The 21560-nt window shown below is 71.3% G+C and carries 18 protein-coding genes; 12 read left to right on the top strand and 6 right to left on the bottom strand.

Features of this window, described 5'->3' with window-relative positions:
* Positions 1-46 precede the first annotated feature (46 nt).
* Both FHS97_RS04335 and trpE read left to right on the top strand, forming a co-directional pair.
* Complete coding sequence (locus FHS97_RS04335) at positions 47-1981, top strand: peptidylprolyl isomerase (RefSeq protein WP_184033558.1); 1935 nt, start codon at positions 47-49, stop codon at positions 1979-1981.
* A complete protein-coding gene (trpE, locus tag FHS97_RS04330) occupies positions 1962-3479 on the top strand; it encodes an anthranilate synthase component I (RefSeq protein ID WP_184033555.1) in 1518 nt (505 codons plus the stop codon). Before FHS97_RS04335 ends, trpE begins: the two co-directional genes overlap by 20 nt.
* 58 nt (positions 3480-3537) lie before the next feature.
* Here the strand turns inward: trpE and FHS97_RS04325 are convergent, their stop codons facing one another.
* A complete protein-coding gene (locus FHS97_RS04325) occupies positions 3538-4596 on the bottom strand; it encodes an NAD(P)H-dependent flavin oxidoreductase (protein ID WP_184033552.1) in 1059 nt (352 codons plus the stop codon).
* Positions 4597-4718: 122 nt separating this feature from the next.
* Complete coding sequence (locus FHS97_RS04320; RefSeq protein WP_246346436.1) at positions 4719-5156, bottom strand: hypothetical protein; 438 nt, start codon at positions 5154-5156, stop codon at positions 4719-4721.
* 158 nt (positions 5157-5314) lie between these two features.
* On the opposite strand from FHS97_RS04320, the gene FHS97_RS04315 reads away from it, so the two are divergent.
* The 6 genes from FHS97_RS04315 to lexA are packed head-to-tail and all read left to right on the top strand — an operon-like array spanning position 5315 to position 10044.
* Positions 5315-5905 (top strand): anthranilate synthase component II, encoded by a 591-nt coding sequence (locus FHS97_RS04315; protein ID WP_184033550.1) that lies wholly within the window; start codon positions 5315-5317, stop codon positions 5903-5905.
* On the top strand, positions 5902-6897 hold the full coding sequence (gene trpD, locus FHS97_RS04310; RefSeq protein ID WP_184033547.1) for an anthranilate phosphoribosyltransferase: 996 nt from the start codon (positions 5902-5904) through the stop codon (positions 6895-6897). Before FHS97_RS04315 ends, trpD begins: the two co-directional genes overlap by 4 nt.
* Entirely contained in the window at positions 6894-7679 is a 786-nt protein-coding gene (gene trpC, locus FHS97_RS04305; protein ID WP_184033544.1) for an indole-3-glycerol phosphate synthase TrpC, read from the top strand. Before trpD ends, trpC begins: the two co-directional genes overlap by 4 nt.
* Before the next feature lies 1 nt (position 7680).
* The gene (moaC, locus tag FHS97_RS04300) at positions 7681-8151 is read left to right on the top strand and encodes a cyclic pyranopterin monophosphate synthase MoaC (protein ID WP_184033541.1); all 471 of its coding nucleotides are present in this window, start codon (positions 7681-7683) and stop codon (positions 8149-8151) included.
* Positions 8148-9323 carry a molybdopterin molybdotransferase MoeA gene (locus FHS97_RS04295; RefSeq protein WP_184033537.1) on the top strand — a complete coding sequence of 392 codons (1176 nt, stop codon included), beginning with the start codon at positions 8148-8150 and terminating at the stop codon, positions 9321-9323. The genes moaC and FHS97_RS04295 overlap by 4 nt, the downstream gene beginning before the upstream one ends.
* 58 nt (positions 9324-9381) lie before the next feature.
* Positions 9382-10044, top strand: a complete 663-nt coding sequence (gene lexA, locus FHS97_RS04290) for a transcriptional repressor LexA (protein ID WP_159757719.1) — start codon at positions 9382-9384, stop codon at positions 10042-10044.
* A 227-nt stretch (positions 10045-10271) separates the two neighbouring features.
* Here the strand turns inward: lexA and FHS97_RS04285 are convergent, their stop codons facing one another.
* Positions 10272-12494, bottom strand: coding sequence for a ComEC/Rec2 family competence protein (locus FHS97_RS04285; RefSeq protein ID WP_184033534.1), 2223 nt, complete (start codon positions 12492-12494; stop codon positions 10272-10274).
* 29 nt (positions 12495-12523) lie between these two features.
* Between FHS97_RS04285 and gltX the strand changes: the two genes are divergently transcribed.
* The 3 genes from gltX to FHS97_RS04270 are packed head-to-tail and all read left to right on the top strand — an operon-like array spanning position 12524 to position 15475.
* Positions 12524-13972 carry a glutamate--tRNA ligase gene (gene gltX / locus FHS97_RS04280; RefSeq protein ID WP_184033531.1) on the top strand — a complete coding sequence of 483 codons (1449 nt, stop codon included), beginning with the start codon at positions 12524-12526 and terminating at the stop codon, positions 13970-13972.
* 12 nt (positions 13973-13984) lie between these two features.
* A complete protein-coding gene (gene gltA, locus FHS97_RS04275) occupies positions 13985-15268 on the top strand; it encodes a citrate synthase (RefSeq protein ID WP_184033528.1) in 1284 nt (427 codons plus the stop codon).
* Positions 15269-15274: 6 nt separating this feature from the next.
* The gene (locus FHS97_RS04270; protein WP_184033525.1) at positions 15275-15475 is read left to right on the top strand and encodes a hypothetical protein; all 201 of its coding nucleotides are present in this window, start codon (positions 15275-15277) and stop codon (positions 15473-15475) included.
* On the opposite strand, the gene FHS97_RS04265 is transcribed toward FHS97_RS04270, so the two are convergent.
* The 3 genes from FHS97_RS04265 to FHS97_RS04255 are packed head-to-tail and all read right to left on the bottom strand — an operon-like array spanning position 15443 to position 19121.
* On the bottom strand, positions 15443-16804 hold the full coding sequence (locus FHS97_RS04265) for an ATP-binding protein (protein ID WP_184033522.1): 1362 nt from the start codon (positions 16802-16804) through the stop codon (positions 15443-15445). The two genes, FHS97_RS04270 and FHS97_RS04265, sit on opposite strands and share 33 nt — an antisense overlap.
* Positions 16801-17901 carry a DUF2336 domain-containing protein gene (locus tag FHS97_RS04260; protein ID WP_184033519.1) on the bottom strand — a complete coding sequence of 367 codons (1101 nt, stop codon included), beginning with the start codon at positions 17899-17901 and terminating at the stop codon, positions 16801-16803. Before FHS97_RS04260 ends, FHS97_RS04265 begins: the two co-directional genes overlap by 4 nt.
* A gap of 41 nt (positions 17902-17942) precedes the next feature.
* The gene (locus tag FHS97_RS04255) at positions 17943-19121 is read right to left on the bottom strand and encodes a hypothetical protein (protein WP_184033516.1); all 1179 of its coding nucleotides are present in this window, start codon (positions 19119-19121) and stop codon (positions 17943-17945) included.
* Between the two features lie 227 nt (positions 19122-19348).
* Between FHS97_RS04255 and FHS97_RS04250 the strand changes: the two genes are divergently transcribed.
* The gene (locus FHS97_RS04250) at positions 19349-21547 is read left to right on the top strand and encodes a coiled-coil domain-containing protein (RefSeq protein WP_343053362.1); all 2199 of its coding nucleotides are present in this window, start codon (positions 19349-19351) and stop codon (positions 21545-21547) included.
* Positions 21548-21560 lie beyond the last annotated feature (13 nt).

Raw genomic sequence — 21560 nt, 5'->3', positions numbered from 1 at the left:
GTGCCTAAAGCGGCGAGCTTCACTCCTGTCCCGGTCTGCCTCTTCCATGCTCAGCTTCCTCCGCGGCATCATCCATTCGAAGGTCGGCATGATTGTCACCTTCGGCATCCTGATCGTGATCGCGCTGGCGTTCGCGGCCGGCGACGTCACCGGTCTGGCGAGCGGCGGCGGCATCCTCGGCCACCCGCTGGCCAGCGTCGACGGCGAGAAGGTCACCGCGGACGACATCCGCCGCCGCGCGCAGGACGAAATCCGCAGCGCGCGCCAGCAGCAGCCCGATCTGGACATGGCGACGTTCGTCCGCGCCGGCGGGGTGGAGAGCCTCATCACCCGCTCGCTGACCGGGCTGGCGCTGGAGACGTTCGGCGAGGAACAGGGGATGCGCGTCAGCCGCGCCTTGGTCGGCAGCGAGCTGAAGGCGATCCCGGCGTTCGCGGGCGCAACCGGCCAGTTCGACCAGCAGGCGTATCTGCGCCTGATCGCGCAGCGCGGGATGACCGACGCGCAGGTCCAGCGCGAGATCGCGCGCGAGACGATGGCGCAGTTCCTGATCGTGCCGACGGTCGGCGCCAGCCAGGTGCCGCAGCAGCTCGCGCTCCGCTACGCCTCGCTGCTGCTCGAGCGCCGCGTCGGTCAGGCCGCGCTGATCCCCGCCAGCGTCGCCGGCCCCGCGCCGACCGACGCCGAGGTGCAGGACTGGTACAAGCGCAACGTCGCGCGCTACACCACGCCCGAGCGTCGCGTGATCCGCTACGCTTTGGTCACCCCGCAGCAGGTCGCGGCGCAAGCCGTGCCGAGCGACGCTGAAATCCAGAAGGCCTATGACGCCGACAAGGCGAAATACGCGCCCAAGCCGCTCCGCGACGTGACGCTGGCGACCGTGCTCGACCAGAAGGCGGCACAGGCGCTCGCCGACAAGGTCAAGGCCGGCACCCCGCTCGCCGCCGCCGCACGCGCCGCCGGGCTGGAGGCGCGCACGATCACCGCGGTCGAGCAATCCGCGCTCGCCACCCAGACCTCGCCCGCGGTCGCCGCCGCTTTGTTCGGCGCGGCGCAGGGCAATGTCGTCGGCCCGCTGCGCGGATCGATCGGCTTCGTCGTCGCGCGCGTCGAGAAGGTCACGCAGGACCCCGGCAAGACGCTGGCGCAGGCCCGCCCGGAGATCGTCGCCGCGCTGACCAAGCAGAAGGCGAACGACGCGATCGGCAAGATCCGCGACGCGGTCGAGGATGCGCTGGCCGACAACGCCAACATCGCCGAGGTCGCGCGCGACCAGAAGCTCAATGTCCAGACCACCCCGGCGGTGCTGTCGAGCGGCATCAACCCCGACCAGCCGCAGGCGCAGCCCGACGCGACGCTCGCGCCGGTGATCGCCGCCGGCTTCGCCGCCGAGGACGGCGACACCCCCACGACGGTCGGCATCGGGCAGGACGGCGGCTTCGCGATCGCCGCGCTCGACCGGATCGTTCCCGCCACGCCGATCCCGCTCGCTCAGGCGCGCGCGAAGGTCGTCGCCGATCTCACCGCCGATCGCGCACGCCGCGCCGCGCAGGCCGCCGCCAACGCGATCGTCGCGAAGGTCAACACCGGCACCCCGCTCGCCGCTGCGGTCGCACAGGCCGGCGTCAAGGCACCGGTCGAGCGCGTCGAGGCGACCCGCGCGCAGATCACCGCCAATCAGGGGCAGGTGAACCCGGTGCTCGCAATGATGTTCGGGATGAAGCAAGGCAGCGCACGTGCGATCCAGGCCCCCGACGGTCGCGGCTGGCTGGTGCTGCGCGTCGAGCAAATCGTGCCGGGCGACGCCAGCAAGCAGCCCGCGGCGATCCAGGCGACCCGGGCCGATCTCGGCCGCGCGATCGGCGGCGAATATGCGCAGCAATTCGCCAATGCCGTCGCCGCCGCGCAGGGCGCCAAGCGCTATCCCGACGCCATCGCCACGCTGAAGAAGGACCTCGTCGGTGGCGACGCCGGCCAGTAATGCCCCCGATGCGACGGCCGCGGCGCTCGCCGCCGGTCGCCCCGCGCTCGTCTGGCGGCGGCGGATCGCCGACACCGAGACGCCGGTCGCCGCTGCGCTCAAGCTGATCGAGCCCGGGCGCGGCGACTTCCTGCTCGAATCGGTCGAGGGCGGCGCGGTGCGCGGTCGCCACTCGATGATCGGCCTCGCCCCCGATCTCGTGCTCCGCGCGCAGGGCGACCGCGCCGAGATCAACCCGCGCTGGCTGGAGGATCGCGACGCGTTCGCGCCCTGCGCCGCGCCGACGCTGACCGCGTTGCGCGACCTCGTCGCCTCGATCCGCATGGATCTGCCGCCCGAACTGCCGCGCGCGCTGGCGTGCCTCGTCGGCTATTTCGGTTACGAGACGATCGGGCTGGTCGAGAAGCTGCCGCAGCCGGAGCAGGATGCGCTCGGCCTGCCCGACCTGATGTTCGTGCGCCCGACCGTGATCCTGATGTTCGATCGGCTCGCCGACGAATTGTTCCTCGTCGCGCCGGTCTGGCCGGACACCGCGCAGACGCCGGACCGGCAGATCGCCGATGCCGAGAAACGCCTCGATGCGGTCGAGGCGCGGCTCGCCGCCGCCGCGCTCCCGCCGCGCGCGCGCGCCCAGCAGACCGAGGTCGCGCTCGCCCCGACGCTCGCACCCGGCCGCTACGCCGAGATGGTCGCGCGCGCGCAGGATTATATCGCCGCCGGCGACATCTTTCAGGTCGTGCTCGCGCAGCGCTTCACCGCGCCCTTCCCGCTCCCGGCGTTCGAGCTGTACCGCGCGCTGCGCCGCATCAACCCGTCGCCGTTCCTCTACCATCTCGACCTGCCCGGCTTCGCGCTGACCGGATCGAGCCCCGAGATCCTCGTCCGCGCGCGCGACGGCGAGGTCACGATCCGCCCGATCGCCGGCACCCGCCCGCGCGGGAAGACCGCGCTGGAGGACGCCGCCAACCGCGACAGCCTGCTCGCCGATCCCAAGGAACGCGCCGAGCATTTGATGCTGCTCGACCTCGGCCGCAACGACGTCGGGCGCGTCGCGTCGCCGGGCACGGTGCAGGTGACCGACAGCTACGGCATCGAATTCTACAGCCACGTCATGCACATCGTCTCGAACGTCGTCGGCCGGCTCGCCCCCGAGCATGACGCGATCGATGCGCTGTTCGCGGGCTTCCCGGCCGGCACGGTCAGCGGCGCGCCCAAGGTCCGTGCCTGCCAGATCATCGCCGAGCTGGAGCCCGAGAAGCGCGGCGCCTATGCCGGCGGCGTCGGCTATTTCTCGCCCGACGGATCGATGGATTCGTGCATCGTGCTGCGTACCGCGGTGGTCAAGGACGGCACGATCCACGTTCAGTCCGGCGCGGGCATCGTCGCCGACAGCGATCCGGCCTATGAGCAGCGCGAGTGCGAGGCGAAGGCCGGCGCGCTCCTCGCCGCCGCGCGCGAGGCGGTGCGGCACGCGTCGACGCCCGACTTCGGGCAGTAGACCGACGCGCTACGTCATCCCGGGCTTGACCCGGGACCCCGCTTCGTCCTGCCCGACATCACCGCCGACTGGCTGCCAGTTCCTCGCCGAGCGTGCGGACAAGCGCCGCCGCCGGCATCGCCCGCGCCAGCGGCGCGCCCTGCCCCGCCCAATATGCGCCGAAGCCATGCTCGCCCTTCGCCACCGCGGCGGCATGGAGCGCCTTCCCCGCGTCATAGGCGATCGGATAATCGGGCGGGCGGCACCCGGAGCGCTGCTCGCCCAGCGCGGTGAAGCGATTGGCGAGCGCCCGCGCCGGCCGTCCCGAGATCAGCGAGGTGAGAACGGTATGATAGCCGCCCTCCCCCGCCAGCGCCGCCCGATAAGCGTCGCTCGCCGTCGACTCGGGGCAGGCGATGAACGCCGTCCCGAGCTGCGCCGCGACCGCGCCCAGATCGAGCGCGGCGGCAATCCCCGCACCGTCCATGATCCCGCCCGCCGCGACCACCGGCAGCGATGTCGCGCGCACCAGTAACCGCGTCAGCGCGACCGTCCCCAGCGCATCGTCCGGTGCCTCGGGATCGAACACGCCGCGATGCCCGCCCGCCTCGATGCCCTGTGCCACGACCGCATCGATCCCTGCCGCCGCGATCCGCCGCGCCTCGTCGAGACTGGTGGCGGTCGCCATCGTATAGACGCCGCGCGCCCGCAGCGCCTCGATCACGTCCCTGCCGGGCAAGCCGAAGTGAAAGCTCACCACCGGCGGCGCGACCTCGAGCAGCATTGCCAGCATGTGTGGATCGTCGGCGAAGCTCTTGTATATCTCCCGCAACGCGGTCGGCGGGGACGCACCGAATTCCGCGAAGAGCGGCGCGAGCCACGCCAGCCACGCCGCCTCGCGCGCCGGGTCGGGAGTCGCCGGCTGGTGGACGAACAGGTTGACGTTGAACGGCCGGCGGGTGCGTTGCCGCAGCTCCGCGATCATCGCCTGCGCCGCCCCGGCATCGACCGCGCCGACCCCGATCGAGCCGAGCCCGCCCGCCTCGGACACGCACGCCGCCAGCAGCGGAGTGGAGACCCCCGCCATCGGCGCCTGAACCACGGGCAGATCGAGTTTCAGCCGATCAACAAACGACATGCCGAACGCCCCGAAGGATCGACACCATCTTCGTCATCGGAACTCCCACTGGTCGCTCTGACCGCTGGGGAAAAGCGGAACCCCGGATCAGGTCCGGGGCGACCGCGCGGGAAAACGCCCCCTCACCGTCCGCCGGGGATCATCGAGTCGTTCTTCTCCGCGGCGCGCCGCTCCGCCGCCCATGCGCGATTGATCGCCAGCGCACAGCCGGTCTGTCCGCCCGACCCGACCGGCGAGCACGTATCCGGCAAACCGCCCGCGACCCGGCTCACCTGATCGGCGGTCGCGACGCGGTTGGTCCACGCCTGGTTCTTCGCCGCCGGCTCGGCGCTGTCGCGCAGTGGCTTGGGAATACGAAATTGCTCGTCGGGATTGAGGCGGCTGCACACCACCACTTCGTCGCCCTGCGCGACCGGACATTTCTCGTCGCCCTCCAGCGTCACGCTGCGCACCCGCTGCGGCGCGCGCCCGGTATCGCCCGCCGGTTCGACCTGCGCCATGGCCCCGGTCGGCAACACCAGCATCGCGGCACTCAGCAGAGCGATCATCGGATGGCGCATCGTCTTTCTCCTTGGTCCCGCGAACGCGCAGGGCGGCGCTTTTTCTCCGCCCCGCGCTTTGCCCTGCCATGACGAATCTTTGCGCCCGTGCAACATTCCTGCGGCGCGCGGAGGCGCTGGGCGGTTGCGGTCGGCGACGCATCGGCTATGGCGGACCGATGATCCTGGTGGTCGACAATTACGACAGCTTTACGTGGAACCTGGTCCATTACGTCATGGAGCTGGGCGCGGAGGTCCGTGTGGTCCGCAACGACGCGCTCACCGCCGCCGAGGCGCTGGCGAGCGGCGCGCAGGCGATCCTGATCTCGCCCGGCCCCTGCACCCCCAACGAAGCGGGGGTCAGCCTCGACCTCGTCGCCGCCTGTGCGGAGGCGCGCCGCCCGCTGTTCGGCGTCTGCCTCGGCCATCAGGCGATCGGCCAGCATTTCGGCGGCAAGGTCGTGCGCGGCGGGCTGATGCACGGCAAGACCTGCCCGGTCGAGCATGACGGCACCGGCGTGTTCGCCGGGCTGCCCGCGCCGTTCACCGCGACACGCTATCACTCGCTGATCGTCACCGACGTGCCCGACAGCCTCGTCGTCAACGCCACGGCCGGCGACGCGTCGGTGATGGGGCTGCGCCACCGCGAGCTGCCGATCCACGGCGTGCAATTCCACCCGGAAAGCATCGCCACCGAGCACGGCCACGAGCTGATCGCCAATTTCCTGCGACTCGCCGGCGTCAACCATGCGGGGCGGATCGCCGCGTGACGAGCGTGGCGTTGCTGCCCGATCCGTCGTCGCCGCTCGCGCGCGAGTCGGCGGCGCAGGCGTTCGCCGACATCCTCGACGCGAAGACCAGCGAGGACGCGGTCGCCGACTTCCTGATCCGCCTCGCCGAGCGCGGCGAGACCAGCATCGAGATCGCCGAAGCCGCGCGCGCCTTGCGTCAGCGGCTGATCCCGATCGCCGCGCCCGCCGACGCGATCGACGTCTGCGGCACCGGCGGCGATGGCCAGCACACGCTCAACGTCTCGACCGCGGTCAGCCTCGTCGTCGCCGCCTGTGGCGTGCCGGTCGCCAAGCACGGCAACCGCGCCGCCTCGTCCAAGGCCGGCGCCGCCGACACGCTGGAGATGCTCGGGCTCGACATGGAGCGCGCAGGGGCACAGGCCGAGGCGACGCTGCGCGAGCTCGGCATCTGCTTCCTGTTCGCCGCCAACCATCATCCGGCGATGCGCCGCATCACCCCGATCCGGCGGAAGATCGGGCGGCGGACGATCTTCAACCTCATGGGACCGCTCGCCAATCCGGCGCATGTCACGCGCCAGCTGATCGGCATCGCGCGCCCCGATTATGCGCCGATCTATGCCGAGGCGCTGGACCAGCTCGGCAGCGACGCCGCCGCGGTGGTCGCGGGCGAGGAAGGGCTCGACGAAATCTCCGGGGCCGGCCCGACGCGCGTCGTCACGGTCGGCGCGGTCCCGCTACCCGCACGGATCGTTCCCGAGGATGCCGGGGTCGCGCGCCATCCGACGATCGCGATCCGCGGCGGAGATCCGGCCTATAACGCCGCCGCGCTCCGCCGCCTGCTGACCGGCGAGCATGGCGCGTATCGCGACGCCGTGCTGCTCAACGCCGCCGCGGCGCTGGTGCTCGCCGGCCGCCAGACCGACCTGCGCGCCGCCGCGGCGCAGGCGGCCGAGGCGATCGACGCCGGCCACGCCAACACGCTCCTCGATCGCTGGATCGCCTGGTCATGACCATCCTCGCCGACATTTGCGCCACCAAGCGCGGCGAGGTCGCCGCGCGTAAGGCCACCACCTCGCTCGCCGACCTCACCGCGCGCGCCGCCGCGCAGAGCGCCCCGCGCGGCTTCCGCGCCGCGCTCGACGCGACCGTCGCCGCCGGCCGCCACGCGCTGATTGCCGAGATCAAGAAGGCCAGCCCGTCCAAGGGGCTGATCCGCGCCGACTTCGACCCGCCCGCCCACGCCCGCGCCTATGCCGAGGGCGGCGCGACCTGCCTGTCGGTGCTCACCGACGCGCCATATTTCCAGGGGCATGAGGATTATCTGATCGCCGCGCGCGCCGCCTGCGACCTGCCGGTGCTCCGCAAGGATTTCACCGTCGATCCGTGGCAGGTCGTCGAGGCGCGTAGCATCGGCGCCGACGCGATCCTGCTGATCGCCGCCGCGATCGACGACGCCTGTATGGCCGAGTGCGAGGCCGCCGCGATCGAACAGGGGCTCGACGTGCTCGTCGAGGTCCACGACGCCGCCGAGATGGAACGCGCGGGGCGGCTGAAGTCGCGGCTGATCGGCGTCAACAACCGCGACCTGCGCACCTTCGCGGTCGACTTCCGCCTCACCTACGATCTGGTCGCACACGCGCCCCCCGGCTGCACCTTCGTCGCCGAAAGCGGCCTCACGGCCCGCACCGACCTCGACGAACTCGCCGCGCATGACGTGCATTGCTTCCTGATCGGCGAAGCGCTGATGCGCCACGCCGATGTCGCCGCCGCGACGCGCGCGATGGTCGGCTAGGGTGACGACGCTGACCCATCTCGACGCCGACGGCGCCGCGCACATGGTCGATGTCGGCGACAAGGCGGTCACCCGCCGCGAGGCGATTGCGACCGGCACGATCACGATGTCCGCCACGGCACTGACCGCGATCCGCGACGGCGCGGTTAAGAAGGGCGACGTCCTCGCGGTCGCCCGCGTTGCCGGGATCATGGCCGCCAAGCGCACCAGCGACCTCATTCCCTTGTGCCATCCGCTCCCGATCACGCGCGTATCGCTCGATCTTGAACCGGTCGCGGACGGCATCACCGCCACCGCGACTGTCGCGACCGACGGCAAGACCGGTGTCGAGATGGAGGCGCTGACCGCCGTCTCCACCGCTTTGCTGACCGTCTACGACATGGCGAAGGCGATCGACAAAGCCATGACGATCAAGGACATCCGCCTGCTCGAAAAGCGCGGCGGCCGCTCCGGCGACTGGCGCGCGGCGTGACCCTGCTCCCGGTCGCCGAGGCGCAGGCGCGCGTGCTCGCGCTCGGCCGCCCGGTCGAATCGATGGAAGTGCCGCTCGATCAGGCACTTGGCCGCTGGGCCACCGCCCCCGTCATCGCCCGCCGCACCCAGCCATCCGCTGACCTGTCGGCGATGGACGGCTATGCGCTGCGCTTCGCCGACCTGCCCGGCCCGCTGCGCGTGATCGGCGAAAGCGCGGCCGGCGCGCCGTTTTCGAGCATGGTCGGCGCGGGCGAGGCGATCCGCATCTTCACCGGCGCCGCGATGCCTGCGGGCGCGGACACCGTGCTCGTGCAGGAAGAGGCCGCACGCGACGGCGACGCGCTCACGCTCGACGGCGAAGGCCCGGCGCACGCCGGCCGCAACGTCCGCCGCCGCGGGCTCGACTTCGCCGAGGGCGACGTGCTCGTCGAACAAGGTCAACGGCTTACCCCGGCGCGGCTCGCGGTCGCCGCGACCGGCGGGGTCGCAAAGATCAAGGTCGCGCGCCCGGTTCGCGTCGCGCTCGCCGCGACCGGCGACGAGCTGGTCGAGCCCGGCACCCCCGGCGACGCGCTTCCCGAATCGAACCGCCTGTTGCTCCGCGCCTTGCTCGCGGGCACCGGCGTCGAGATCGTCGACCTCGGCATCCTCCCCGACCGGCTCGACCGGCTGACCGACGCCTTCGCCACCGTCGACGCCGATATCCTCGTCACCACCGGCGGCGCGTCGGTCGGCGATCACGATCTCGTCCGCCCCGCGCTGCTCGCGGCCGGCACGACGCTCGATTTTTGGCGAATCGCGCTGCGCCCCGGCAAGCCGATGCTCGCCGGTCGGCGCGGCGACATGGCGGTCGTCGGGCTGCCCGGCAATCCGGTATCGGCGTTCGTCACTGCTTTGCTGTTCGTGCGCCCGCTCGTCGCGCATCTCGCCGGCGCGAGCGACCCGTTCCCGCCCGTTTCCCGGGCCTTGCTCGGCGAGGATATGCCCGCGAACAACGAGCGGACCGATTACCTCCGCGCCGAACTGCGCGACGGTCGCGCCTTCGCTTCGACCATTCAGGACAGCTCGATGCTGCGCACGCTGGCGCGCTCGACCTGCCTGATCGTCCGCGATCCGCACGCCCCGCCGGCACACGCGGGCGACTCGGCGGAAATCCTGATGATCGCTTGACGGACAGCGCTATGTTCCATAAAGGTTCGCACTCCGTTCACTAGGAAGGCGCCGGGACATGCTGACGCGCAAGCAGCACGAGCTGATCTGCTTCATCGAGGACCGCCTCGCCGATACGGGCGTCTCGCCCTCGTTCGAGGAGATGAAGGACGCGCTGGAGCTGAAGAGCAAGTCGGGCGTCCACCGCCTGATCAGCGCGCTCGAGGAACGTGGCTATCTGCGCCGCCTCCCCAATCGCGCGCGCGCGCTCGAGGTCATCAAGGCCCCCGAGCGTGGCCCCGAGGCGAAGCGCCCCGCGCCGCCCTCGGTCAAGCGCACGATGCCCGAACCCGCCAACGACGTGGTCGAGATCCCGCTGCACGGCCGAATCGCGGCGGGTGTGCCGATCGAGGCGTTCGAGGGCTCGACGATGCTCCCGGTGCCCGCCGCGCTGCTCGGCGCTGGCGAGCATTTCGCGCTGGAAGTCGCGGGCGACTCGATGGTCGAGGCCGGCATCTTCGACGGCGACTATGCGCTGATCCGCCGTCAGGAAGTCGCGCGCGACGGCGAGATCGTCGTGGCGCTGATCGAGGACAGCGAGGCGACGCTCAAATATTTCCGCCACGAAGGCGCGATGATCCGCCTCGACCCCGCCAACCGCGCCTACGACCCGCAACGCTATGCCCCGGCGCAGGTCCGCGTGCAGGGCAAGCTCGCGGGACTGCTGCGCCGCTATTCGTAAGGCGCGGGAAACCAGTCCCAAACCGTCGCCCCGGGCTCGACCCGGGGCCCGGCTTCTTCTCGATCTCGAAGCGCACCGGCGCAACCTTCGCAAACATCGAAGCGTCCGCAACGCTTATACCACCCCATCCCGGCGAACGCCGGGGGCCAGTCGGGCGAACGTCGGCAAAGAGTTAGCGCGGTCCACCAACTGATTGCTCGACCCACGCAGCACCTCAAGCGACAACGTCACGGTCGCTTCGCTTCCAAGTCCATACCAGGCAACATCGACAACCATCCCGCCAACATCGGCGACCTTCCGACACCGTCCCGCGCTCCGGGGAGCATCCACGGATGCGCATCCCCCGCCGTCCGCACCGTCGCCACCCGCCCGGTTGCAAACGTCACCCGCACCCCGCCGGTCGTCGCGAGCGTCGCCCGGTCGAGCGTCAGCCACCGCCCTTGGCATCCACGCGGCAATCGCCGCTCGCTGACCACCACGTCCGCCTGACGACACAGCAATATCAGCTCGTTGGCCGGCACCAGATAGAGGCTCCGCGTCGCCAGCACCCGCCAGACGCGCCCATCGACCCGCCGCACCATCCAGCACAGATCGCGATTGCACCGCGCGCCCCGCGTCTCGCTCAACAGCTCGGGTACCCCGTCCAGCCCGCCCGCCTCGGCGAGCAGGTCACGGACGTAATCCCCTGTCCGATCACGCAAAATCGCCACGCCGCCGTCATCGCCGCGCAGCGCCAGATGGCGTCCGTCGCCGGTGACGATCAGGTCCGGCACCGGCGTCGCGATCGTCCACACCGCCCCGATCGCCACCGGCACCAGCCCGGCATAGCGCCATCGCGTCCGCCAGATCGCCAGCCACAGCCCGCCCGCCACCATCGCGCCGAACGCCGCCAGCGGCATTACCGGCAGCGCCGTCACCGCCCCCGGTGCCGCCGCTACCGTCCTCGCAATCCAGAGTAAAAGCGCCAGCGCCCGATCCGCGACCCACCACGCCGGTGCCCCCGCTCCAACCGGATCGAGCAGCAACGCCACCGCCTCCGCCGGCATCACCACGAAGGTGGTCAGCGGGATGGCGACGATATTGGCAACCGCCCCGTAAAACCCAGCCTGATGAAAGTGATAGACGGCGATCGGCATCAGCGTCAGTTCGACGAGCAGCCCGGTAAGCAACAGCGACGCTGCCCCGCGCAGCACCGCCCGCCACCGCGGCTCCTCATGCGCCCCGAACCACGAGCGCACACGCGGATGCTCGTGAAAGGCGATGATCGCGGTCACCGCCGCGAACGACAGCTGGAAGCTCGGCCCCACCACCGACTCGGGCCAGCACAGCAGCACCACCACCGCCCCCGCCGCGACCAGCCGCAACGTCAGCGCCTCACGCCCCAGCACCAGCGCCACCAGCACCATCAGCGCGGCGACGCAGCTGCGGATCGTCGGCACCTGTGCGCCGGTCAGCCAGGTATAGCCGATCGCCGCAACCGCGCCCGCTGCCGCGGCGATCAACGGCAGTTGCCCGGTCAGCGCCAGCCGCGGCGACAGCGCGAGCAGCCGCAGCGTCAGCCACATCACCAGCCCGACCGCGGCGGTGATGTGCAACCCGCTGACCGACAGCAGATGCGCCAGCCCGGCTCGCCGCATCGCCTCGGCATCGGTCTCGTCGATCGCCCCGGTGTCGCCGGTCGCGAGCGCCGCCGCGATCCCGCCCGCGCTACCCGCCAGCCGCACCTCGATATGCCGCGTGAGCGCCGCGCGCACGTCGGTCGCACCGGCCGCAGCGGGCATCACGACCTGAACCGGCGCAAAGCCGCGCCCGGTCGCGCCCAGCCCCGCAAACCACGCCACTCGCGCGAAATCATAGGCGCCGGGCACCGCGGGTGGTGCTGGCGGCATCAGCCGCGCCCGCACCCGGATCATCGCGCCGCGCGCCAGCCCGGGCGGTGCGGTCCGCGCGTCGAGGTTGATCCGCACCCGTGCCGGCGCGCTCCCCTCCCCGTCCCACGCCTGCACCGCCAGCGTCACCCGCGTCAGCCGGCGCGCGGGGAGCGGCTCGACCTGCTCGACGCGACCGGTCACCCACGCGATCGTCGGCCGCGCCAGCACCGGCGCCGCGACCCGCTCGGCGCGCGCCCACGTCAGCGCCAGCCCGATCGCCACCGCCAGCGACAGCACCGCCACCAGCACCGGCGCGCGCCCGCCGCGCGCCACCACCAGCGCCGCCAGCGCGGTCGCCAGCGCGAGCAACAGCGACGCCGCCCAGGCGCGCGGATCGGGCAGCACGAACCATGCCGCCGCCCCTGCCCCGAGCGCGACCGGCACCCACAGGACGAGCTGGTCGCGTTCTGCCTCCAGCCGCTGCTCCAGCGCATCCTGTATCAAAGCGCTGCCGTACGCGGCGCGGGTTTGAAGCGCCGACGATGCTTTGCTAGAGGCGGGCGCGGCTGAACTGGCCATCCGATTATCCAGCCTGGGAGCAAGCGCGCTTGAGCGCAACCGACAAAACCGCCAGCGCGGACGGCCGCGCCGTCGTCACCCGCTTCGCCCCGTCGCCGACGGGGTTCCTTCACATCGGCGGCGCGCGAACCGCGCTGTTCAACCTCTTGTATGCACGCCATCACGGCGGCACGTTCCGGCTGCGGATCGAGGACACCGACCGTGCGCGCTCGACCCAGCCCGCGATCGACGCGATCCTGTCGGGGATGCGCTGGCTCGGGCTCGATTGGGACGGCGAGGAGGTCTATCAGTTCGCCCGCGCCGACCGCCACGCCGCGGTCGCGCAGACGATGGTCGCGCACGGTCATGCGTACCGCTGCTATCTGACGCAGGAGGAGCTGGACGCGATGCGCGCCGCGGCGCAGGCCGCCAAGCAGCCGCTGCGCATCCGCTCGCCGTGGCGCGACCGTACCGACTATCCCGCCGACAAGCCCTATGTCGTCCGGCTGCGCGCGCCGAACGAGGGCGCGGTGACGATCGAGGATCGCGTTCAGGGCAGCGTGACCGTCCAGAACGCCGAGCTCGACGATCTCGTCCTGCTCCGCTCCGACGGCACGCCGACCTATATGCTCGCGGTGGTGGTCGACGATCACGACATGGGGGTGACGCACGTCATCCGTGGCGACGATCACCTCAACAACGCCTTCCGCCAGTTGCCGATCTATCGCGCGATGGACGCCATCGAAGGGGGCTGGCCCGATCCGGTCTATGCACACATCCCGCTGATCCACGGCAGCGACGGCGCCAAGCTGTCGAAGCGCCACGGCGCGGTCGGGATCGAGGCGTATCGCGACGAGCTGGGCATCCTCCCCGAGGCGCTCGACAATTACCTGCTCCGGCTCGGCTGGGGGCATGGCGATGCCGAGATCATCTCGCGCGACGAGGCGACCGCATGGTTCGACCTTTCCGGAGTCGGCAAATCGCCGAGCCGCTTCGACCTCAAGAAGCTCGAGAACCTCAACGGCCATTACATCCGCGCCGCCGACGACGCTCGGCTCGCCGATCTCGTCGCGGAGCGACTGGGGTTCGATCACGACGATACCCGTCGTTCGATCCTGCGCACGGCGATGCCCGCGCTGAAGCCACGCGCCGCCAATCTCAACGAGTTGACCGAGGCGAGTGGCTTCCTCTTCGCCGCGCGCCCGCTCTCGGTCGAGGAAGCCGCGCAGCCGCTGCTCGCCGGCGAGGCGCCCGCCTTGCTCTCGCGCCTGCACACGGCGCTTGACGCGGTGCACAACTGGGATACGGAGACGACCGAAGCGGTGGTGCGTTCGGTGGCCGAAGACGCGGGCGTCAAGCTCGGGCAGGTCGCCCAGCCGCTCCGCGTCGCGCTGACCGGCCGCAAGACATCGCCGGGCATCTTCGACGTACTCGTCCTTCTAGGACGCGCGGAAAGCCTGGCCCGCATCGCGGACCACATGACCCCGACAGGGGCCTGACAGGAGAAGATCATGACCGAAGCCGCAAAAGTCACGCTGTCGGGCAACGCGCTCGACTATCCGGTCCTTTCGGGCTCCGTCGGCCCGGACGTGGTCGACATTCGCAAGCTGTACGCGCAGACCGGCGCCTTCACCTACGATCCGGGCTTCACCTCGACGGCGTCGTGCCAGTCGAAGCTGACCTATATCGACGGCGACGAGGGCGTCCTGCTCCACCGCGGCTACCCGATCGGCGAGCTGGCCGAACAGTCGAGCTTCATGGAAGTCTGCTACCTGCTGCTCAACGGCGAGCTGCCCGATCAGGGCGAGCTGGACTCGTTCTCGCGCACGATCACCCGTCACACCATGGTCCACGAGCAGCTCGCGCAATTCTTCCGCGGCTTCCGTCGCGATGCGCACCCGATGGCGATCATGTGCGGCGTCGTCGGCGCGCTGTCGGCCTTCTACCACGATTCGACTGACATCCACGATCCGCAGCAGCGGATGATCGCGTCGCATCGGCTGATCGCCAAGATGCCGACGATCGCGGCGATGGCGTACAAGTACAGCGTCGGGCAGCCGTTCCTGTATCCGGACAATTCGCTGTCCTACACCGGCAATTTCCTGCGCATGACCTTCGGCGTCCCGGCCGAGCCCTATGTGGTCAATCCGGCGGTTGAAAAGGCAATGGACCGGATCTTCATCCTTCACGCCGATCACGAACAGAACGCCTCGACCTCGACCGTTCGCCTCGCCGGCTCGTCGGGCGCAAACCCGTTCGCGTGCATCGCGGCGGGCATCGCCTGCCTGTGGGGCCCGGCGCACGGCGGCGCGAACGAGGCGGCGCTCAACATGCTGCACGAGATCGGCACCCCCGAGCGCATCCCCGAGTTCATCGCGCGCGCGAAGGACAAGAACGATCCGTTCCGCCTGATGGGCTTCGGCCACCGCGTCTACAAGAACTACGATCCGCGCGCGACGGTCATGCAGAAGACGGTGCGCGAGGTGTTCGAGGCGCTCAACGTGCAGGACCCGCTGTTCGAGACTGCGCTTCGGCTGGAGGAGATCGCGCTCAACGACCCGTATTTCGTCGAGAAGAAGCTGTTCCCGAACGTCGATTTCTATTCGGGCGTGATCCTGTCGGCGATCGGCTTCCCGACCAGCATGTTCACCGTGCTGTTCGCGCTGGCGCGCACCGTCGGCTGGGTGGCGCAGTGGAACGAGATGATCACCGATCCCGACCAGAAGATCGGCCGCCCGCGTCAGCTCTACACCGGCCCGACGCAGCGTTCCTACATCCCGGTCGGGCAGCGCTAAACCCGCATGTTCCGGCTCCGCCCGCTTCTGACGGTCGTCGGCGTGCTCTGCACGCTGATGGGCGCGTTATGGATCGCGCAGGGGCTGGGCTATGTGAACTGGCCGCGCTCCAGCTTCATGCTGGGGCGCGGCATCTGGGCCGATTACGGCAGCGGCCTGGCGATCTTCGGCTTGCTACTGGTCCTGCTCGCCCGCCGCCTGCGCTGACGCAGCCGGCAGCGCCAGGGTGAAGCAGGCGCCCTGCCCGATCTCGCTCTCGACGGTCAGCGTGCCGCTCATCGCCTGCGCCAGTCGCCGCGCGATATAAAGTCCCAGCCCGCTGCCGCCCGGCACGCTGTCGTCGCCGCGCACGAACTTCTCGAAGATCCGCGCCTGTTCGTGGATCGCGATCCCGCGTCCCTGATCGCAGACCTGCAGCCGCACCTGACCGTCGCGCTGCCGGGCGCGCAGCCGTACCACCCCGCCGGCCGGTGAATATTCCACGGCGTTGCCGAGCAGATTGACGACGATCTGCAACGTGCGACGATAGTCGCCGATCGCCGTCACGGCCGCGTCGCCGGCCAGCGGCGCGATCGTCACGCCCCGCTCGGCTGCGCGCGCCGCGAGCAGTGCGGTCCCCTCCCGCGCGACCGCAGCCAGCTCGACCCGGTCGTGCGCCACCGCCAGATCGCCGCGCTCGATCGCCTCCATGTCGACCAGATCGTCGACCAGCCCGAGCAGGTGCCGCCCGGCGCTGGCGATATCGGCAGCATAGTCGCGATAATGCGCTTCGAGGCCGCCCTCGCCCGCGCCGCTGATGCTTTCGGCCTGGGTGATGATCGTGTCGAGCGGCGCACGCAGCACGCGGTGCAGCCGCGAATTGAACGCGCCGGTCAGCCCGTCGCGCACCCCGGCGGCGACCCCGGTGTAAACGCCGCCCACGAACCCCGCGAAGCCGCCCGCGGCATCATGGCGCACCCGCCCGGCCAGCGCGACGCGCGCGCCGCTGGCACGCACCACCGCGGCCTGCCCGGCGAAGTCGCGCACGTTTGACATCGCCTCGAGCAACGGCATCGCGCCATCGCTGCGCGCCTCCAGCACGAACAAGGCGGTCAGCGGCTGTCCGAGCACCGCGACCGGATCGATGCCGTGCCGCGCGATCGCCGCGGTATCGATCCGGATGACGCGCAGCCCGGCGTCGACCTCCCACGACCAGGCCGCGTCGGCGGGCGGCTCGGCGACAGCGATCGTCCCTGCGGCCAGCATCGCACCGGGCCGCTCGCGCAGCAGCGTGGCGGCGAGTGCGACGGTTGCGTCGTCGCCGGGCACCGCCCGGACATGCCAGTCGCCGTCGCTATCCTCGTCGCCGATCACGATCATCCGCGCGACCGGGACACGCAGCCCGCGCGCGATCCGGACCAGCGCCGCGACCGCCGCGAGCGCCAGCCCCCCGCCGGTCTGCCCGCCGGCGCGGTCGTTGAGTTCGGCGAAACGCGCGTCACCGCTCAGCACGCGGTCGTCCGCGTCGAGCAACGCATGGAACGACCCGCGCGTCACGCGCCCGTGCGCTTCACGGGCGCGCGGCGGGCGAGCGCGCGGACCGCGGCGCGGAAGTCGCCGGGCAGCCGCAGCGTCGCGATCGCCTCTGCCGCCGCGTCGGGAGCGAGCGCGCCGAGTGGGTCGAGCACTTCGATCAGCATCGTCAGGTCGCGCTCGCGATCCGCTTCGGACAGCAGGAAGCCCGCGCGCGCGATCGCATCGCGATTGAGCCCCGCCGCGCGCAGCGCCAGCCACAGCCGGTCGCTGGCCGAATCGAGCACCAGCGACAGCGCAGCGTCCGCGTCGACCCCGATCGCCTCGGCGAGCAACGCCGCGAACAACGGGGTGCGCGCGCTTTCCAGCGCACGGACCATCAACGTGCCACGATTGCCCTCGGACGGTGCCATTGCCCGTACCAGCCGCGCCGCGGCCTCGCGGATCTGCCCCTCGCCGGCGCGCGCGATGCGATGCTGCGCCGCCTCGCACAGCGCGGCATCCGCTTCGACGCCGCCGTCGCCGCCCAGCCGCTCGCGCAATGCCGCGGCCACCCACCAGACGATCCGTGCCTGCACCGCCGCCGGCAGGATTGCGCGACGCCCCTCGGCCCCGACCCGCCGCATCCCGTCGGCGAGCAGATAATCGCTCGCCGCCGCGCGCTGCGCGGTGTCGCCATGCTCGATCAGCATCGTCACGATCGTCATACCCGCATCGGGCGCGCGCAACGCCGCAAGCGACTCGTCGAGCAGATCCACCCGCGCCTGCGCGATCAGCGCGCCGATCAGTTCGGCATCGCGCATCAATCCCGCGTCGAGCAGCCGCGGCCATGCCAGCGAGCGGTTCGAGCCCAGCACCGCCGCCGCCTCCCGGCGGCCCACCGCCATCAGCGCACGCGCCGCATCACCCGATACCTGTTGCTCGGTCGCGCCGATCGTCGCCTCTGCGAGCCGCAGCGTGGCGGCGCGGGTGCGGTCGTCCAACCGCCCGGGTTGCGAGAGGAAAATATCCTCGACGGCCACGGCCATGCGCTGCTCCGCTGCCCGTTCGGCGTCGGCGGCATAGGATACGAGCCGCGCGGGATCGCCCATGACACTGGCATGAGGAGAGGAGGCCGACATGCCCCCCGCCTTACCGTGCGTTCGTTAAAGCACGGCTAAGTCTAGCGAAGCCGCTCCACCGCCGCGATCAGCGTCGCGACGGCGTAGATGGCCACGACCGCGATGCCGATCGTCGGATAACCGAGCAGCGCGAACAGCGTGAGCACAGCGAGATAGGCAGGGGCGACGCCCCACCACGGCTGACGTCCCCCGGCGCTCGCCGCGCGTTCGCCCACCCCGCCGGCGACCAGCCCGAGCACCGCGAGCAAACGCGCGGTGGTCGTCGCCGCCGCGGTATCGACGACATGCGCGAGCAGCAGCAACACCAGTGCCGGCGCGACGAGGATCGCGATCCGGCCCGCGCGCAGCAGGCCCGGCTCGTCGCGGAACAGCGCGAGCGCCCCGGCCAGTTCCGCGGCGAGCACGCTGGCCAGCACCAGCGCCAGCCCGACCCCGGTGAACCCCGCCCCGACCGTCACCAGCCCGGCGAGCATCGCCGCTCCCGCCGCGGCGCTGCACGCCTCGGTGCCGATGCCGTGCCGCGCGATCCACGGGATCGCCATCCGCGCGAGCGGCCGCAGCACCAGCCGCTCGAACCAGCTCGGCCGCACCGCCATCGACGCCGACAGCACCGCGCGCCCGCGTTCCTCCAGCGCCACCGCGCGGCGTTCGATGCCGTGCCCCATCGCCATATTGTCGAGCCGCAGCGTCACGTAGCGTGCGCCGGCCTGTTCGGCGGCGTGGAGCAGGGTCGATTGCAGGTCGTAATCCTCGGGCAGCCGTGCGGCATCCGCGACGCGACCGGCGTCGATCCGCGCCACCCCCGCCCAGGCCGCCCCGCCGCCGACGCGCTCGAACGTGGTCCCAGCCTGCGTACCCGGCACCACGAGCAACGCGTCGCCCGCCTCGCCCGCCATCCGGCTGACGACATCCTCGGTCGTGACCAGCCCGTCGGCGATCATCACGACGCGCGCCAGCGGGTGCAGTTTCGCCAGCGCGTCGGCGGCGCTGCGGACCGTGTCCACCGCCACCCCGCGCCGCCCGATCCGCGCGAGCGCCCCGATCAGCTCGGGGGTAAGCCGCGAGACCACGACGACGATCTGCGCCGCGTCGCATGCCACCAGCAACCGCGCCTGATACTCGATCAGTGTCGCCGCTGCGAACGGCAGCGTGGCCGCGAGCATCCCGGAGCGATCCTCCGCTTCATGGGTCGCGAATAACAGGCCAGCCAGCATGGTCATGGCTGTTAGGGGGGCGATGAACCGCTGGCAACAATCCCCGACACGACCGCCGCTTGCGCCGAACCGAGCGACGGACGTCACCTGAAACGGGTTCCCGCGGACGGTAAACGTGTTACACCCATGCGATGAACGGGGGGCCGTCTTCCATTTTCGACATTCGACCGGCTGGCGCCGCGACGCCGGCAGAGCAACTCGTCCTGACGCCGTCTGCGGAGCCGCAAGAATACGTGACCGATCCCGTCTTCTCCGACGACGAGAGCGCCGCTCGGCCGCTGCGTCGTCGCACCGTGCTGGGCTGGATCGCGGTGACGGTTGCCGCGATCTGGGTCGCGGCGCTTTCGTGGGTCGCCCGCGGCGCGATGGCGACGATGTCGCCGCTGGAGCTGGCGCAATTCGGCGCCGCCGCCGCGACGGTGCCGACGCTGGCCGGGATCATCTGGCTGCTGGCGCTGCGCACCAGCGATGCCGAGGCGCGCCGCTTCGGCGCGACCGCACGCGCGATGCGGAGCGAATCGCTTGCGCTGGAGGGCGCGGTCGCGGCGCTGGGCGACGAGATTGAGGAGCGCCGTACCGCGCTCGCCGAACAGGTGCGGCTGCTCACCGCGCTCGGCGATGCGGCGACTGCGCGGCTGACCGCGATCGGTCAGGATCTGTCGACCGAGATCGCGCGCGCCGACGCGCATGCGCGCGCGCTTTCGAACGCGACCGGCCACGCCGCCGAACAGCTCGACGCCTTGCTCGCCGCGCTGCCGCGCGCCACCGACGAGACCCGGACGCTCGCCGCGACGATCGATCAGGCCGGGCTGGTCGCCTACGAACATAGCGCCGCGCTCGACGCGCAGGTCGCCACGCTTGCCGCGCGCGGGCGCGAGGCCGAGAGCGTCGCCGGCGGCGCCGCTGAGAAGCTCGCCGCTTACATGCAGCGGATGGAGGCGACCAGCGCCACCGCCGGGCTGCGGCTCGAAGGCGTCACCTCCGATGCCGCGGTCGCGGTCGATGCCTTGCTCGAACGCACCGCGGTCGCGATCGACGAATCGCGCAAGGGGATCGTGGCGCAGGGCGAGGCGATGCTGGCGATGGTCACCGCCAGCCAGCAGGCGCTCGATCATGCCGCGCGCGGCAGCGCCGAGGCGCTCAGCGAACGGATCGCACTGGTCGAGGTGGTGATCGAGCGGATCGCGGCGCGGCTGGATGCGCAGCGCGGCGCGGGCGAGATGCTGTTCAGCACGCTCGACGATGCGATCGACCAGGCGGCGACGCGCTTCGACACGCTCCATGCCGACGGCACCGAGCGCAGCCGGCAGCTCGCCGCGACGATCAGCGCGCTGCAGGCGAGCACCGAGGCGCTGATCGCGGCGATGGACAGCGGCAACGGCACCGCCGAGCGGACGATCGCCACGACCGAGCATCTGCTCGTCGCGCTCGACGCCGCCGCGCGCGAGATGGACGAGACGATGCCCGACGCGATCGCGCGGCTGGAATCGCGGGTCGGCTCGACCAAGCAGGTGATCGTCGCCGCCAAGCCCGAATTGCTGGCGCTCGTCACCGCCGCCGAGAGCACGCATGACGCGATCGAGGCGGTGGCGCAGGTCGTCGCCGAGCAGCGCCAGACGGTCGAGACGCTCACCGCGCGGCTCAGCGAAGGGCTGGAGCGCGGTCGCGCGCAGGCCGGGCTGATCGGCGACGCGGTCGAGGACGCCACCCGCCGCGCCGACGATCTTGCCGAGGAAGCCGCGCCGCGCCTGCTCGAGGCATTGCTGCGGGTTCGCGAGACGGCCGCGGCGGCGGCCGAACATGCGCGCGAAGCGCTGGCGCGGGTTATTCCCGAAGCCGCCGACGCGCTGGAGAGCGCCGGAGTCAAGGCGCTGGAGCGTGCGGTCGAGAGCGGCGTGCAGCAGCAGGTCGAGCAGGTCGCGCGCATCTCCGAGACCGCGGTGGTCGCGGCGAGCCGTGCCGGCGAACGTCTCCAGACCCAGCTCGACGGGATCGAGGCGACGATCGCGCTGATCGACCGCCGGCTCGAGGAAGCTCGCACCGCCACCGAAGAGAATGAGCGCGACACTTTCGCGCGCCGTGCGTCGCTGCTGATCGAGTCGCTCAATTCGGCGTCGATCGACCTCACGCGCACCTTCGCGCCGGAAATCTCCGACAGCGCCTGGGCGGCCTATCTCAAGGGCGATCGCGGGGTCTTCACCCGCCGCGCGGTACGGTTGCTGGATGGCTCGGAGCAGCGCGACGTGGCGCGGCTGTATGACGAGGACGGCAACTTCCGCGAGCAGGTCAACCGCTACATCCACGATTTCGAGGCGATGCTGCGCACGATCCTCGCGCAGCCCGACGCATCGCCGCTTGGCGTGACCTTGCTGTCGTCGGACATGGGCAAATTGTACGTCGCGCTGGCGCAGGCAATCGAGCGCCTGCGCTGACCCCTCCTTGATC

The sequence above is a fragment of the Sphingomonas endophytica genome, assembly GCF_014199415.1.
Taxonomy (GTDB): domain Bacteria; phylum Pseudomonadota; class Alphaproteobacteria; order Sphingomonadales; family Sphingomonadaceae; genus Sphingomonas; species Sphingomonas endophytica.
This window is presented reverse-complemented; position numbering and strand designations above follow the sequence as displayed.

Excerpts from the sequence above, each read along its gene's own strand:
- FHS97_RS04315 (WP_184033550.1), top strand. The coding sequence starts at position 5,315 with ATGATCCTGGTGGTCGACAATTACGACAGCTTTACGTGGAACCTGGTC.
- lexA (WP_159757719.1), top strand. The coding sequence starts at position 9,382 with ATGCTGACGCGCAAGCAGCACGAGCTGATCTGCTTCATCGAGGACCGC.
- FHS97_RS04270 (WP_184033525.1), top strand. The coding sequence starts at position 15,275 with ATGTTCCGGCTCCGCCCGCTTCTGACGGTCGTCGGCGTGCTCTGCACG.
- FHS97_RS04325 (WP_184033552.1), bottom strand. The coding sequence starts at position 4,596 with ATGTCGTTTGTTGATCGGCTGAAACTCGATCTGCCCGTGGTTCAGGCG.
- FHS97_RS04320 (WP_246346436.1), bottom strand. The coding sequence starts at position 5,156 with ATGCGCCATCCGATGATCGCTCTGCTGAGTGCCGCGATGCTGGTGTTG.
- FHS97_RS04255 (WP_184033516.1), bottom strand. The coding sequence starts at position 19,121 with ATGACCATGCTGGCTGGCCTGTTATTCGCGACCCATGAAGCGGAGGAT.
- FHS97_RS04335 (WP_184033558.1), top strand. The coding sequence starts at position 47 with ATGCTCAGCTTCCTCCGCGGCATCATCCATTCGAAGGTCGGCATGATT.
- FHS97_RS04260 (WP_184033519.1), bottom strand. The coding sequence starts at position 17,901 with ATGTCGGCCTCCTCTCCTCATGCCAGTGTCATGGGCGATCCCGCGCGG.
- FHS97_RS04285 (WP_184033534.1), bottom strand. The coding sequence starts at position 12,494 with ATGGCCAGTTCAGCCGCGCCCGCCTCTAGCAAAGCATCGTCGGCGCTT.
- trpC (WP_184033544.1), top strand. The coding sequence starts at position 6,894 with ATGACCATCCTCGCCGACATTTGCGCCACCAAGCGCGGCGAGGTCGCC.
- gltA (WP_184033528.1), top strand. The coding sequence starts at position 13,985 with ATGACCGAAGCCGCAAAAGTCACGCTGTCGGGCAACGCGCTCGACTAT.